This is a genomic window from Sphingomonas sp. SP6 (assembly GCF_058313435.1).
Map to the genome: position 1 here is coordinate 377,990 of NZ_JBZFLG010000004.1, position 13,484 is coordinate 391,473.

At 68.7% G+C, this 13,484-nt stretch carries 11 protein-coding genes and 1 tRNA gene; 6 read left to right on the forward strand and 6 right to left on the reverse strand.

What is annotated here, in order from left to right; translation table 11 throughout:
- Position 1 precedes the first annotated feature (1 nt).
- Positions 2-2,173 carry a glycosyltransferase gene (locus tag AC4GYY_RS15280; RefSeq protein ID WP_491121744.1) on the reverse strand — a complete coding sequence of 724 codons (2,172 nt, stop codon included), beginning with the start codon at positions 2,171-2,173 and terminating at the stop codon, positions 2-4.
- 271 nt (positions 2,174-2,444) lie between these two features.
- Here AC4GYY_RS15280 and AC4GYY_RS15285 point away from each other — a divergent pair, with 271 nt between their 5' ends.
- The gene (locus tag AC4GYY_RS15285) at positions 2,445-3,287 is read left to right on the forward strand and encodes a Stf0 family sulfotransferase (RefSeq protein WP_491121746.1); all 843 of its coding nucleotides are present in this window, start codon (positions 2,445-2,447) and stop codon (positions 3,285-3,287) included.
- Positions 3,284-3,811 (forward strand): MarR family transcriptional regulator, encoded by a 528-nt coding sequence (locus AC4GYY_RS15290; RefSeq protein WP_491121747.1) that lies wholly within the window; start codon positions 3,284-3,286, stop codon positions 3,809-3,811. The genes AC4GYY_RS15285 and AC4GYY_RS15290 overlap by 4 nt, the downstream gene beginning before the upstream one ends.
- Positions 3,812-4,074: 263 nt before the next feature.
- On the opposite strand, the gene AC4GYY_RS15295 is transcribed toward AC4GYY_RS15290, so the two are convergent.
- A tRNA-Ser gene (locus AC4GYY_RS15295) sits at positions 4,075-4,164 on the reverse strand.
- Positions 4,165-4,304: 140 nt separating this feature from the next.
- Between AC4GYY_RS15295 and AC4GYY_RS15300 the strand changes: the two genes are divergently transcribed.
- Positions 4,305-5,069 (forward strand): DUF1134 domain-containing protein, encoded by a 765-nt coding sequence (locus tag AC4GYY_RS15300; RefSeq protein WP_491121749.1) that lies wholly within the window; start codon positions 4,305-4,307, stop codon positions 5,067-5,069.
- A 180-nt stretch (positions 5,070-5,249) separates the two neighbouring features.
- Here AC4GYY_RS15300 and pyrC read toward each other — a convergent pair whose 3' ends face one another.
- The gene (pyrC, locus tag AC4GYY_RS15305; protein WP_491121750.1) at positions 5,250-6,272 is read right to left on the reverse strand and encodes a dihydroorotase; all 1,023 of its coding nucleotides are present in this window, start codon (positions 6,270-6,272) and stop codon (positions 5,250-5,252) included.
- Positions 6,273-6,322: 50 nt separating this feature from the next.
- On the opposite strand from pyrC, the gene ygfZ reads away from it, so the two are divergent.
- Positions 6,323-7,036, forward strand: a complete 714-nt coding sequence (ygfZ, locus tag AC4GYY_RS15310) for a CAF17-like 4Fe-4S cluster assembly/insertion protein YgfZ (RefSeq protein ID WP_491121752.1) — start codon at positions 6,323-6,325, stop codon at positions 7,034-7,036.
- 73 nt (positions 7,037-7,109) lie between these two features.
- On the opposite strand, the gene glmM is transcribed toward ygfZ, so the two are convergent.
- A complete protein-coding gene (gene glmM, locus AC4GYY_RS15315) occupies positions 7,110-8,447 on the reverse strand; it encodes a phosphoglucosamine mutase (protein WP_491121755.1) in 1,338 nt (445 codons plus the stop codon).
- Between the two features lie 129 nt (positions 8,448-8,576).
- Between glmM and AC4GYY_RS15320 the strand changes: the two genes are divergently transcribed.
- Both AC4GYY_RS15320 and AC4GYY_RS15325 read left to right on the forward strand, forming a co-directional pair.
- Entirely contained in the window at positions 8,577-9,815 is a 1,239-nt protein-coding gene (locus AC4GYY_RS15320) for a dicarboxylate/amino acid:cation symporter (protein ID WP_491121756.1), read from the forward strand.
- Positions 9,816-9,817: 2 nt separating this feature from the next.
- The gene (locus AC4GYY_RS15325) at positions 9,818-10,807 is read left to right on the forward strand and encodes an aldo/keto reductase (protein ID WP_491121758.1); all 990 of its coding nucleotides are present in this window, start codon (positions 9,818-9,820) and stop codon (positions 10,805-10,807) included.
- Between the two features lie 34 nt (positions 10,808-10,841).
- On the opposite strand, the gene AC4GYY_RS15330 is transcribed toward AC4GYY_RS15325, so the two are convergent.
- Together AC4GYY_RS15330 and AC4GYY_RS15335 are read right to left on the reverse strand one after the other, a co-directional pair.
- Entirely contained in the window at positions 10,842-11,528 is a 687-nt protein-coding gene (locus AC4GYY_RS15330; RefSeq protein ID WP_491121760.1) for an NnrU family protein, read from the reverse strand.
- Positions 11,529-11,645: 117 nt separating this feature from the next.
- Positions 11,646-13,439 (reverse strand): peptide MFS transporter, encoded by a 1,794-nt coding sequence (locus AC4GYY_RS15335; RefSeq protein ID WP_491121762.1) that lies wholly within the window; start codon positions 13,437-13,439, stop codon positions 11,646-11,648.
- Between the last annotated feature and the right edge of the window lie 45 nt (positions 13,440-13,484).

Sequence of the window (13,484 nt, forward strand, 5' to 3'; positions counted from 1 at the left end):
CTTACTTCCTTGAGCTCGGCCAAAGACGACGCGATACCGCCGAAAGCCAGGTGGACGGCGGGACCGGTCGCGGCTCTGCGTCCATGATCGAGCCGGGATCCTCGCCATCGAGGATGCGGAGGATCTTGTCGACCATCGGCGCGACGGCGAAACGCTCGCGTACGAAGATGCGCGCCGCGCCCTTCATGCTGGCCAGTCGCTGCGGCGAGGCGAGGAGCGGGCGCAATGCCTCGGCCAGCGCCTCGGCCGTCTGCTCGCGAACGAGAACGCCCGTCTGCCCGTCGAGGAAGGTGTCGCGAGCCCCGCCGACGTCGAAGGTCGCGACGGGCACCCCGGCCGCCTGAGCCTCGATCAGGACGTTGGGCAACCCCTCGGTGCGTGACGACAGGACGAACACGTCCATCGCTCCCAGCAGCTCGTGGAGGTTCGTGACGCGACCGGGCAGATGCACACGCCGGCTCAACCCTTTTTCCACGACCTGCAGTTCGGTCGCGGCGTGAAGCTCCCCGTCGCCGAACATGACGAATTGCACGTCGGGGAACTCGGCGGCGAGGATTTCCGCCATGTCCACCCACAAGCCAGGACGCTTCAGTTCCGTGAACCGGATCGCCGTCCCGACCAGGCGATCGCTCGCTTGGAGTCCCAAGGAGGCGCGTAGCGACGATGCTTGCTCGGCCGCGGCCGGACCCTCGAACGCCGCGAAGTCGAAGCCGTTATGCACGACGTGGGTCCGCGCGCCCGGCGCTGCCTCAGCCCAATCGAGGTAGTCGGCGACCGACGGCTCCGCGACACCGATCAGGGTCACCTCGGGTCGCGCGAGAAAGGCGCGGTAGCAGCGGTCGAAGTCCGGGTGGAATTCCTCGAACAGCGACAGCGCGCTGGGGCGCATGTTATGCACATGAAGCACGATCCGGGGCACGCCGGCCAGCAGCGCCGCGTAAGCCGCACAGATATTCGCCATGTCGAGGCTGGCATGAACGACCGCCGGGCGCTGGGCGGTGATGTGATCGTACAAGGCTTGCGTCCGGCGCGCCAAGGGCCGCGGCAGCCAGGCAATTTGCGGATGATCGACGGTGCACGGTCTCGCGACCAGCACCTCCGCCGCCGAAATCCCAGTCTGCGGAAGATAGAAGCTGGAGGGCTCGCCGTCGACCATGTCGAACAGGCAGAGCCGCACCGCATCGTCGCCGCGGCGAGCGCGGATGGCCGAGAACAGCGTGGACACGATCCGCTCCGCACCGCCGCCGGCCAGCGAGCCGCCGACCATCAGCACGCCGAGCCGCGGCTCGGGCGCGTCGATGTGACAATGTTCGCAGAGCCACTCGACCGCCGCGCCGGGGGTTGTCACCGAACGGAACGGTTCGACCTCGGCGGCCGCCGCTTCGAGCGATCCGCCGAGCGCGGCGAAGAACTGGCGGATGGCCCGGATCTCGGCCTGGGCCTCGCTGCTGCCGAGTGTCTCCGCGCGCACGAGCGCGCCGGCGCATTCGCCCACCCATCCTCGCGTCAGCGCCGTATTGGCGAGTTCGGCGGCGGCTACGTCGTCATCGGGCCGGGCGGCTACGGCCCGCTTGAAGGCTTCGAGAGAGCCGCGGCTGTCGTGATCGAGGCGAAGCAACCGGCCAAGCCAGAGGTCGGGTCGGTCGCTTGCCGCGAAAGCCTTGAGGGCCTCCTGGCGTGCCACCGCCTTTTGCGCGCCTTTCGACACGCGATAATGGCTGAACGCGATCGCGGGGTGGCCGCGCTGCTCGGGTGTGAGCGAGGTCAGCAGGTCGAGCACCGCTTGCTCGTCCCCGGCCTGCTCGGTCATCCGCAACAGCGCCTCGATCGCCCACGCTTCATCCGGGAAGCGCGAGAGCGTGAGCTCACACGCCTGATGCATGAGATCGGCGCGGTCGCCGCGCTTCGCGAAGGAGAAGGCGCGGTGGAACTGCGCGGCAGAAAGGTCGTAGTTCGCGGATCCATCGAGCAGGACGGTCGCAGCGGCCTCGAACCGATCCTGCGACTTCAAGACCGACGCGAGCATTTCATAGAGTCTCGCGTCCGAAGGCCAGCGAGCGATCGCGGTGGTGAGCGGCTCTACGAACGATCCGGCGTCGCCGACCCTCAAAGCTTCCCGCGCTTCGCGGATCAGCGGTTCTGGCCGAGGCAGATCAACCATCGAAAACGCCATCACACCCTCACCGGAACGCGGCACGTTATGTGTCCGCGGTGGCGTGTACGCCCAGCGACCCTGCAACGCCACCGAACGATCACGTTTGCCTGTTCGAGGTCCGGCTCCCGCGTCCCGGCCCGCACGGGCGCCAGCGGAGCCGATGCGATCGGGGAGGGAGGCAAGACGCTTCCGCCGTCGTGGCGGCAGGCTGCGGCAGACTCCTTGCCGGACGCCTGCGTGAGGCGTACGGCACATCATCCCTCGCCGGCGAGGGACCAAAGGGCCGCTGTTGACGCAAGCAGATTTCCAGGAGGTCGGCGGCCGAAAGGCGACGTTACCCAGCCTTGGATTTGCGAGACTGGCCCCGCCCGATGGCGGCGACGTGTCGTGGCCGGCGCTGGAAGGGCAGGCCGTCATCGTCTTCACCTCGCGCGCCGGTAGCACCTTCTTGTGCCGGCATATCGAGCGGACCCGAGCCGCGTCCGCCATCGCCGAGGCGTTCAACGAGCCGCAGCTGAAGGCGGTCCAGCAGCGGCAGCTGCTGGCTTCGGCCGAGCAGGCGCTGGCATTCCGGATGTCCCGCAGCGTGGAGGCGGGATGGTTCGTCGCGAAGGCCGGAGTGCCGGGTCTCACCATGGCGGAGCATATCGGGCACTTCGACCGGTATCTGGCTCGCACGTCCTTCCTGTTCCTGCTTCGCCGAGACGTGGTGAAACAGGCGATTTCGAACACGACGGCGCGACTGAGCGGGCAATTTCATAGCACGCAGGTCGCAGGCCAGCGGCTTTCCTTATCCGATTACGACTCGTCGGTCGCGCTCTCCTCACTGCGCAACATTGTCCGGGGATGCGAGGCGCTGGAGCGTTACCTCAAGGCCGCGTCACGGCCGACCTCGTGCATTTACTACGAAGACTTCGCCGCAGGCGACTTCAGCACGGTCGACGCGGCTCTCGACAGGATCGGGCTCCCGGCGCGGAGTGCGCCGGCGAAGCTGCTTTCCACCGAAGTCACACCGTTGAAGCGGGAGGTGACCGCCGACTGGGTCGGCAGACTGTTGCGAGAACCACAGGCGCAGTCGTTCATCGGCTTGTACGAAAAGCTGCTCTCTCGCGCGACACAATACGTTCGGTGACCAATTGCGATCAGGAGATGATTATCGTGGACGAAGCAGAGAATCCGTCATCCGAAGGCGGCCGCACGTACGAGCCCCATACGGCCGAGCAGGTCCAAGCCTATCTGGAAGCGATCGGCGCGGGAGCCGCGGCCCTGGAAGGATTGCTCGCCAAGTCAAACGGCATGACGCTCGAGGAGTGGCTGGTGTTGGGTCACCTCGCACGCAATGCTGACGCGAACGAGTCACCGGCTCAATTCGCCAGAAGCGCGGGCATGACGCCCCAGGGAGTCCGAAGGGGGCTCAAGAAGCTTCGGGACAAGAAGCTTCTCGAGCCGCAAAGCGACGACGGCCCGACGGCCGGCGGTCTCACGAGCGAGGGCCAGTCGGTGCTGCTCGGTCTCAGACAAGAGTTCGTCCGCATCGCCGAGCAACTTACGGAGCGGCGAGCCTCATTGCGGCTGGACGCGGCCACGAAAACGATCACGCGGAGCGCGAAGTTCTTCCAGGATGCAAGTACCGACAAGAGCCGGTCGGACGATTGACGCGCTGTTAGAGGGAGTTCACCTCGGCGAGGGTGGTGGCGGTCTAGTGCGAACTGGTCTCCTTACAATGCCCCCGCGGGACGGAAGGCAGAAGCCCGGTTCGCGAGGATCTGCCACTCCGCCAAGGCGCCATTCCTTAGAGGTCTATCGCTCGGTGAGTTGGCGTTCGGAACTGAAGGGATCGCGGCGATCGGCGTGGCCGGACGCGACCTTCCGGAGTGAGCTCATCCCTTGGGGCCTCGCCAACAAGGAGCCGCTGCAATTGGCGGAGACGGAGGGATTCGAACCCTCGGTACGGTTTCCCGTACGACGCTTTAGCAAAGCGTTGGTTTCAGCCACTCACCCACGTCTCCGGCTCGGCTAGGCGGCGGGCTATAGCGGGCGCGCGGCGGGGGATCAACCGGCCGGGCGTGGAAACGACTCGGGTCATCGCCGGTTCATTGCGCAGGCGGCAGAACGGCGCCTAGCGTCGGTCAAAGGGTAGGGGACTGTCATGCGTTTCGCCATCTCGATCGCGGCCGCCGCCGCGCTGCTCGCCGGGGCCGCCGCGCCCGCGCAGGTGCGGACGGTCGATCCCAACCAGCCGGTCGACAGCGATCTGCGGAGCGGCCAGCCGCGCCAGCCCGCCCCCCGCATGGAGGAGCAGCCGGTCGATGCCGGCGATCAGAGCCCCGAAGAGACGCGGTCGTATCCCGACGATCGCACGCCGCCGCCTACGGACCCGTACAACGCGCCGCGCCGCGAGGCCCGGGCGGAAGCGACGACCCAGGCCGCCGACACCTATCACCGCGAGGACCTGATCTCGGCGGGCGAGGGCGTGTTCGGCAAGGGCGCGGCCGGGTTCGGTGGGATGATCGAGCGCATCCTGAAGGACCAGGGCGAGCCGAATGCCTATATCGCGGGCCGCGAGGCGTCGGGCGCGTTCGTCGTCGGGCTGCGCTACGGATCGGGGGTGATGACCCACAAGGTCGAGGGGCAGCAGCCGGTCTATTGGACCGGGCCGTCGGTGGGCTTCGACGTCGGCGGCGACGCCAACAAGGTGTTCGTGCTGGTCTACAACCTTTACGACACCGCCGACCTCTATCGTCGCTTTCCGGCGGCCGAGGGCCGGCTGTACCTCGTCGGCGGGTTCGCCGCGACCTATCTGCGGCGCGGCAACATCGTGTTGATCCCGGTGCGGCTGGGGGTCGGCTGGCGCGCGGGCGTCAACGTCGGCTACATGAACTTCACGCACAAGTCGAAGTGGGTGCCGTTTTAGGCGCAGGTCGGCTCGCGCCGTGCCGGCGGGTTTTGCCAGCAAACCCGTCCGACGACGCGGCTTTGCCGCAGCGGGCTACAGGTGGTCAAAGGGCAGCTTTGCTGTGGTGGTCCGGCAGAGGCGTTACGATCGCTCAGAGGAAAAGCAGGACCCGGGTGCAAGGCCGGGGTGACGAGCGGTTCAGATCACCCGCCACCCGATGACCTCCCCGGCATGGAACGGCACGACCTCGCCGTAGCGGTCCGGCACCCGTACCTGGGCGCGTTCCAGCGTCACCGTCCCTGTGTTGAGCGCCAGGCCGTAGAAGCGTGCGCCATTCTCGCTCGCGAACGCCTCGAACCGGTCGAGCGCGCCGTCCTCGTCGAAGACGCGAGCGTAGCTTTCGAGCGCGTGGGGGGCATTGAAGATGCCGGCGCATCCGCAGCCCGCTTCCTTCGCGCCGACGATGTGGGGCGCGCTGTCGGTGCCGAGGAAGATGCGGGGGTGGCCGGAGGTCGCGAGCGCACGCACCGCGACGCGGTGCGCCTCGCGCTTGGCGACGGGGAGGCAATAGGCGTGGGGGCGCAGGCCGCCGTCGAAGATCGCGTTGCGGTTGATGATGAGGTGCTGCGGGGTGACGGTCGCGCCGAGCGTGTCCGGACCGGCCTTGACGAACGCGGCGGCCTCGGCGGTGGTGATGTGTTCGAGGACGACCTTGAGTGAGGGGAAGTCGCGGAGCAGCGGGGTGAGCGTGCGTTCGATGAAGACGGCCTCGCGGTCGAAGATGTCGACGTCGCGGTCGGTGACCTCGCCGTGGATGCACAGGACCATGCCGATCGCCTGCATCCGCTCGAACACCGGCCATAGCCCGCGGATGTCGGTGACGCCGTGGGCGGAGTTGGTGGTGGCGTTGGCGGGGTAGAGCTTGGCCGCGGTGAAGACGCCCTCCGCGTGACCGCGCGCGATGGCGTCGGGGTCGGCGGCGTCGGTGAGGTAACAGGTCATCAGCGGGGTGAAGGCGGCGTCGGCGGGGAGCGCGGCGAGGATGCGCTCGCGATAGGCGGCGGCCATCTCCGGCGTGGTGACCGGCGGGGTGAGGTTGGGCATCACGATGGCGCGGGCGAACTGGCGCGCGGTGAAGCCCGCGACCGCCCGCAGCATCTCGCCGTCGCGAAGGTGGACGTGCCAGTCGTCGGGGCGGCGGATCGTCAAGCGGTCGGTCACGGGCGGCCTGCGGGGTTGGGGAGAGGAACGGAAGTCCCTAGCTTGCGGCCATGACCGATGCCACCACGCTCACCGACCGCGCCTTGATCCGATTGTCCGGCGAGGACGTGCGCGGGTTCCTCCAGGGACTCGTCACCAACGACGTTACGGGGGTTTTGCCGGTCTGGGCGGCGCTGCTGAGTGCGCAGGGGAAGGCGCTGTTCGACTTCCTCGTCTGGGCCGACGGCGACGATGTGCTGATCGACTGCGAGGCGAAGCGGGCGGAGGCGCTGGCGAAGCGGCTGACGCTGTATCGCTTGCGGCGGGCGATCACGATTGCGGTCGAGCCCGGGCTGGCGGTGCATTGGTCGGCGCAGGGCGAGCAAGGCGTGCCCGACCCACGTCTTCCCGAGCTCGGCCGCCGATGGATCGCACCGCCGACCGCACCGGCAGAGGGCTGGCTGGGGCATCGGCTGTCGCTGGGTGTGACGGAAGGCGTGGCGGAGCTGGGCGACGGGGTGACGCTCTGGCTGGAGTGCAATGCGCGCGAGCTGAACGGGGTCAGCTTCATCAAGGGCTGCTACATCGGGCAGGAGAATACCGCGCGGATGAACTATCGGTCGACGGTCAATCGAAGGCTGGTGGTCGCGCCGCTCGGCGAGGCCGGCGATCGGACGCGGGCGGTCTATTCGGAGCTGGGGCTGATGGTCGAGCATCGCCGGGTCGAGGCGTTGGGGGACGCGATCGTGCCGGAGTGGCTCGAGACCGCAATGGCCAGTCCATAAGCTTTTCCGTTCGTGTCGAGCGAAGTCGAGACACGGGGCGGTGTCTCGACTTCGCTCGACACGAACGGAGACGTCACGCCGCCGCCTGCACCGCGTCGCAGATGCGGCCGACGGCGCGTTCGACCTCGCCGGCGTCGTCGCCTTCGGCCATGACGCGGATCACCGGCTCGGTGCCGGAGGGGCGGATCACGAGGCGCCCGCGGCCGGCGAGTTCGGTCTCGATCTGGGCGATCAGCGCCTGGACCGGGGGCGCGTCGAGCGGCTTGCCGCCGGCAAAGCGGACGTTGCGGAGCAGCTGGGGAACGCGGTCGAAGCGGTGGAGCACCTCGCTCGCGGGCGCGCCGGCGCGGCGGAGTTCGGCAAGGATCTGCAAGGCCGCGACGAGGCCGTCGCCGGTGGTGGCATAATCGGAGAGGATGATGTGCCCCGACTGCTCTCCGCCGACGTTGAACCTGCCCGAGCGCATCCGTTCGAGGACGTAGCGGTCGCCGACCTTGGTGCGCTCGAGCCCGAGCCCGAGCTTCGCCATCCGGCGTTCGAGCCCGAGATTCGACATCACCGTCGCGACCAACCCGCCGCCCTCGAGCCGGCCCTCGCGGTGCCAGCCTTCGGCGATCGTCGCCATCAACTGGTCGCCGTCGACGACCGTCCCGGTCTCGTCGACGACGATCAGCCGGTCGGCGTCGCCGTCGAGCGCAATGCCGAGGTCCGCGCCGCTGGCGACCACCGTCTCCGACAGCGTTTCGGGCGCGGTCGAGCCGACCTTGTCGTTGATGTTCTTGCCGTTGGGCGAGACGCCGATCGCCACCACGTCCGCGCCGAGTTCCCACAGCGCGGAGGGCGCGACCTGGTAGGCGGCGCCGTTGGCGCAATCGACGACGATCCGCAGCCCGTCGAGCCGGAGATCGCGGGGGAAGGTCGATTTGGCGAAATGGATGTAGCGGCCCTTGGCGTCGTCGATTCGCTTGGCGCGGCCGATGTCGGCGGCGGGAGCGAGCGGGATATCGCCGTCGATCATCGCCTCGATCGAGGCCTCGGCCTCGTCGGAGAGCTTGTAGCCGTCGGGACCGAACAGCTTGATGCCGTTGTCGGCGAACGGGTTGTGGCTCGCCGAGATCATCACGCCCAGGTCGGCGCGCATCGACTGGGTGAGCATCGCCACCGCCGGGGTCGGCATCGGGCCGAGCAGGACGACGTCCATCCCGACCGCGGTGAAGCCCGCGACCATCGCATTCTCGAGCATGTAGCCGGAGAGCCGCGTGTCCTTGCCGATCACGACGCGGTGGCGGTGATCGCCGCGCAGGAAATAGCGGCCCGCCGCCATCCCGACCTGCATCGCCATCGCCGCCGTCATCGGGGCGATATTGGTGAGCCCGCGGATGCCGTCGGTGCCGAAATACTTGCGTGCCATCAAGCGAGCCTCGTCATGCCGGGCTTGTCCCGGCATCCACCGTCCGGCAAGCCCCTGGGCCGACGCCCTTGCCCAACCGTGGACCCCGGAACAAGTCCGAGGTGACGGAAGTGCATCCGGAATGCCCGTATGTCCCAATCCACCCGCATCCTTGCAGCACTCGTGATCGGCCTCGTCGGCGGCATCGCGCTGGGAGAGTTCGCGCCGGGCGCGGTCGGCCCGGCGGTGGCGGTGGCGCGGCCGGTGGGGCAGGCGTGGCTCAACGCGCTGCAGATGACGATCGTGCCGCTGGTGTTCTCGCTGCTCGTCACCGGCGTCGCCGCGACGGCGGAGGCGGCGCAGGCGGGGCGCCTCGCCGGGCGCGCGGTGGGCCTGTATCTGGTGGTGATGGCGTCGTCGGCGGTGCTCGCCGCGATCCTGACGCCGCTGTTCCTGGCGCTCGCGCCGATACCCGCCGCCAGCGCCGCCGCGCTCAAGGCGGCGCTGACCGGCGTCCAGCAGGCGCCCCCCACGCCGCCGATCGGCGAGTTCCTGGCGAACGTGATCCCCGCCAATGTGCTGAAGGCGGCGGCCGAGGGCAATTTCCTGGGCCTGATCATCTTCGCCTTGATCTTCGCGTTCGGCATCATGCGGATCGCGCCCGAGCCGCGCGAGCTGCTGGTCCGCGTATTCGTCGCGGTGCGCGACGCGATGCTGGTGGTGATCGACTGGGTGTTGTGGGTCGGCCCGGTCGGCGTGTTCGCGCTGGCGCTGGTCGTCGGCGCGACCGCTGGGGGCGGCGCGTTCCAGGCGCTGATCCATTATATCCTGATCGTGGCCGCGGTCGGCGTCGTCGTGTCGCTGCTCGCCTATCCGGTGGCGGTGATCGGCGGGCGGGTGAGCCTGTCGCGCTACGTCCGTGCTAGCCTGCCGACGCAGGCGGTGGCGATCTCGACCCAGTCGTCACTCGCCTCGCTGCCGGCGATGATCGAGGGGGCGCAGGCGCTGGGCGCACCCGTCGCGACCGCGGGCGTGACGCTGCCGCTGGCGGTCGCGATCCTGCGCGCGACCGGGCCGGCGATGAACTTCGCGGTGGCGATCTACGTCGCGACCTGGTTCGGCGTGGCGCTATCGCCCGCGACGCTGGCGGTGGGGGCGCTGGTGGCGATGCTGACCTCGCTCGGCTCGGTGTCGTTGCCGGGCTCCGTCAGCTACGTCGGCGCGATCTCGCCGGTGTGCGCGACGCTGGGCGCGCCGGTTGCGCCGCTGGGGCTGCTCGTCGCGGTCGAGACCTTGCCCGATATCGTCCGCACGCTCGGCAACGTGATGTGGGACTTGGCCACCACGGCGACGCTCGCGCGTTGGGGCGGCGACCAGACGGAGGGATGACCATGAAATATCGCACGCTCGGACCGGAGTTCGAGGTTTCGGCGCTCGGCGTCGGCTGCATGCCGATGGCGGGCGTGTCGGCGGGCATGTACGGCGCGGCCGACGCGGACGAGAGCATCGCCACGATCCACCGCGCGATCGAGCTGGGGGTGACCTTCTTCGACACCGCCGAGGTCTATGGCCCGTTGGTCAACGAGGAGCTGCTGGGCCGCGCGGTGCGGGGCAAGCGCGACGGCGTGGTGATCGCGACCAAGTTCGGCTTCCGCTTCGGCGAGAAGGGGGTCGTCGGCGTGGACTCGACGCCGGGGAACGTGCGGCGGGCCTGCGAGGGATCGCTCAAGCGGCTGGGCGTCGAGACGATCGACCTGTTCTACCAGCACCGCGTCGACCCGAACGTGCCGATCGAGGACACGGTGGGCGCGATGGCGGAGCTGGTGGCCGAGGGGAAGGTCCGCCACCTGGGGCTGTCCGAGGCCGGCGCGGCGACGATCCGGCGTGCGGCGGCGGTCTACCCGATCGCGGCGCTGCAGAGCGAATATTCGCTGTGGGAGCGCGACGTCGAGGACGAGATCCTTCCGGTCTGCCGCGAGCTCGGCATCGGCTTCGTGCCGTATTCGCCGCTCGGCCGCGGGTTCCTGACCGGGCAGATCAAGAGCCGCGACGATCTGCCGGAGGGGGATTATCGCCGCAACGATCCGCGTTACTCCGAGGAGAATTTCGCGGCGAACATGGCGATGGTCGACGTCGTCAAGGAGATTGCGGCGGCGCACGGCGCGAGCCCGGCGCGGATCGCGCTCGCCTGGCTGCTGGCGCAGGGGGAGGACATCGTGCCGATCCCCGGCTTCAAGCGCCGGGTGACGCTGGAGGATTCGATGGGGGCGGCGGACGTGGCGCTGTCGGGCGACGACCTGCGGCGGCTCGATGAGGCGACCAAGGGCAAGACTGCGGGGCCGAGGTACGGCGAGCGGATGATGGCGATGACGCGGCTGTAGGGCGCGGCGCCTGCGCGCTCGGCTTCGGCGCCGTTCAGCCCACCCACCGCCACACCCCCGCCGCCCAGCCGGCGAGCGGAAGGTGCGCCCAGGTCGCGGCGAGCCAGATGACGACGCCGCCCACCCAGTCGTGCGGGCGGAAGCCGGCGAACTTGGCGCGGCCGGCGGCGATGGCGGCGAACGGGACGTAGCTGGTGCGGCGCTCCCATGCCGGCCAGAAATCGGGCTGGAGCGCCTCCTTCTTGCGGTCCTGCAAGGCCGCCCCGACCAGCGCGAGGACGATGATCGCGACCGCGACGGTGATGTTCGACGGATCGGGATAGACGAGGATGTGCGCGACACCCCATAAGGCGAACGCCCACATCATCGGGTGGCGGGTCACGGCGAACACGCCGCGCGCTTCGGGCACAGGCCGGTGACCGCCGGGCGCGCCGGGAAGCGCGGGGTTGCCGATCAGCGAACCGACCAGCAGGATGCTGGCCACCAGCATGATCGCGGTGCCGACTGCCCATAGCCCGTCGCGTACCGGCCAGAGCTGCGGCGCCGGCGGCGCGTGCCGGTACGCCCAGGCGATCCAGCCGAGCGTGGCGAAGGCGACAAGCGAGTAGACGCCCGCAAACCCGCCTTCGCCGACCGCGCCGACGATCGGCCGTCGCAGCGGATGCGACAGGAGAAAGTGGGTGCCGACGAAGGCGATGCAGGCGATCACGACGGTGTTCATCGGCTTCTCCCCTAACCCAGTCGCCGCGGCGAAGCCGCGTCGCGCCATCCAACGCCGCTGCGCTCCGCCGGCCGAGTTCGCCGGCCTCGCGCGCAGCTTCGCTCTCGCGTGCCGGCTTCACTGCACCCCGTGCATCCACTTCCTGATGACCGGCGAGATCAGCAGCAGCACCAGCCCGATCCCCGCCGCCACCAGCCCGATCGTCCAGAAGACGCCGTTGTAGGTGTCGAGGCTGACCTTGAGGTTGGTGACCTGTCCGCCGACCGTCTCGACGCTCGCCACTTGCGCGACGACGCCTGCGACGTACTGCGCGACCGAGATCGACAGGAACCACACCCCCATCATCAGCCCGACGATCCGCGCGATCGAGAGCTTGGTGATCATGGACAGCCCGACGGGCGAGATGCACAGTTCGGCGGCGGAGTGGATGAAATAGAGCCCGGCGAGCCACCACAGCCCGACCTTGAAGTCCGCGCCCGCGAACGTGCCGCCCCAGACGAGAAACAGGAAGCCCGCGCCGACCCCGATCAGCGCGATCCCGAACTTGACCGGGATCGACGGTTCGCGCCCCGCCGCCGCCAGCTTCGTCCACATCGCCGCCATGATCGGCGCGAGGATGACGATGAAGGCGGCGTTGAAGAACTGCGTCTGCCCGGCGGAGATGCTGAACAGGCCGAACACCGACAGCTCGGTATTGCGGTCGGCGAACAGGGTGAGGCTCGATCCCGCCTGCTCGAACAAGGTCCAGAAGACGACGTTGAAGACGATCAGCACCATCGCCGCGAGCATCATCTGGAACTCGGTGCGCGAGCCCCTGACGAACGACCAGATCAGGATGGCGGGGACGCCGAGCAGGAAGGTGCCGAACAGCAGCTTCCCCATCAGCGACAGCGAGACGATGTAGCCGACGATCCCCGATCCCGGCACCGGCTCCGGCGCGTTCATCAGGTTGACGAACAGCAGGTAGAAGGCCGGGACGCCGAGCGTCGCCAGCGCGAAGATGCCGGCCGCGCGGCCCGCGGGCTGATCCGCGGGGGGCTCGCCATAGCCGTTGAGCTTGCCGCCGTTGAACTGGATCAGCGCAAACGAGATGAGCATGCCGATCGCGGCGAGCCCGAACCCGGCCCACCAGCCGACCGCGACCGCGAGGAACGGGCACAGGATCTGCGACCCGAGCGAGCCGAGGTTGATTCCCATGTAGAAGATCGTGAACCCGGTATCGCGTCGTCGGTCTCCCTGCGCGTACAGCTCGCCGACCATCGTCGAGATGTTGGGCTTGAAGAAGCCGTTGCCGACCGAGACGAGGCACAAGGCGAGCAGCATGACGGCGACGAAGAAGGGCGAGCGTTCCGCGTCCGAGACGAAGCCCGAGGGCTCGACGTGGCGCGCGACGCTGCCGTCGGCGGCGAGGAGATCGACCGACTTGTCGTCGTTGCCCTTGATCTTCAGCTTCTGCGCGCCGTCGACGACGTAGCGGGTTTCGCTCCCGCCCTGGTCGACGACCTGAACCTCGTAACGCTGACCGTCGATGGTCGCGAACGGCTGCGCGGTCTGGCCGCCGAAGCAGAGCGTGAAATAGCCGACGCTCATCATCAGCGCGCCGAACTTCACCGCGCGCTTCGAGCCGAGATATTGGTCGGCGAGATAGCCGCCGATCAGCGGGGTGAGGTACACGAGCGCGGTGAACCCGCCGTAGAGCCCGGTCGCCTGGCGATCGCCGAAGATGAAGTGCTTCGTCAGGTACAGCGTCAGGAGCGCGCGCATCCCGTAATAGCCGAACCGCTCCCACATCTCGGTGGTGAACAGCCGCGCGAGCTGGCGCGGATGGCCGAACCAGGTGGCCTCTGCCGCGGGATTGACGTGGCTGATGTCCGGCTCGGCCGGGGTGTCGGCGGTCGGGGTGTCGACCATATGGGTGATACGCTCCCTGATTATCTCGTTGCGGGTGAGACTAGC

What these genes read in the sequence shown, in the direction of transcription:
- AC4GYY_RS15280 (WP_491121744.1), bottom strand. Translation starts at nt 2,173, where the DNA reads ATGGCGTTTTCGATGGTTGATCTGCCTCGGCCAGAACCGCTGATCCGC.
- AC4GYY_RS15300 (WP_491121749.1), top strand. Translation starts at nt 4,305, where the DNA reads ATGCGTTTCGCCATCTCGATCGCGGCCGCCGCCGCGCTGCTCGCCGGG.
- ygfZ (WP_491121752.1), top strand. Translation starts at nt 6,323, where the DNA reads ATGACCGATGCCACCACGCTCACCGACCGCGCCTTGATCCGATTGTCC.
- glmM (WP_491121755.1), bottom strand. Translation starts at nt 8,447, where the DNA reads ATGGCACGCAAGTATTTCGGCACCGACGGCATCCGCGGGCTCACCAAT.
- AC4GYY_RS15320 (WP_491121756.1), top strand. Translation starts at nt 8,577, where the DNA reads ATGTCCCAATCCACCCGCATCCTTGCAGCACTCGTGATCGGCCTCGTC.
- AC4GYY_RS15325 (WP_491121758.1), top strand. Translation starts at nt 9,818, where the DNA reads ATGAAATATCGCACGCTCGGACCGGAGTTCGAGGTTTCGGCGCTCGGC.
- AC4GYY_RS15330 (WP_491121760.1), bottom strand. Translation starts at nt 11,528, where the DNA reads ATGAACACCGTCGTGATCGCCTGCATCGCCTTCGTCGGCACCCACTTT.
- AC4GYY_RS15335 (WP_491121762.1), bottom strand. Translation starts at nt 13,439, where the DNA reads ATGGTCGACACCCCGACCGCCGACACCCCGGCCGAGCCGGACATCAGC.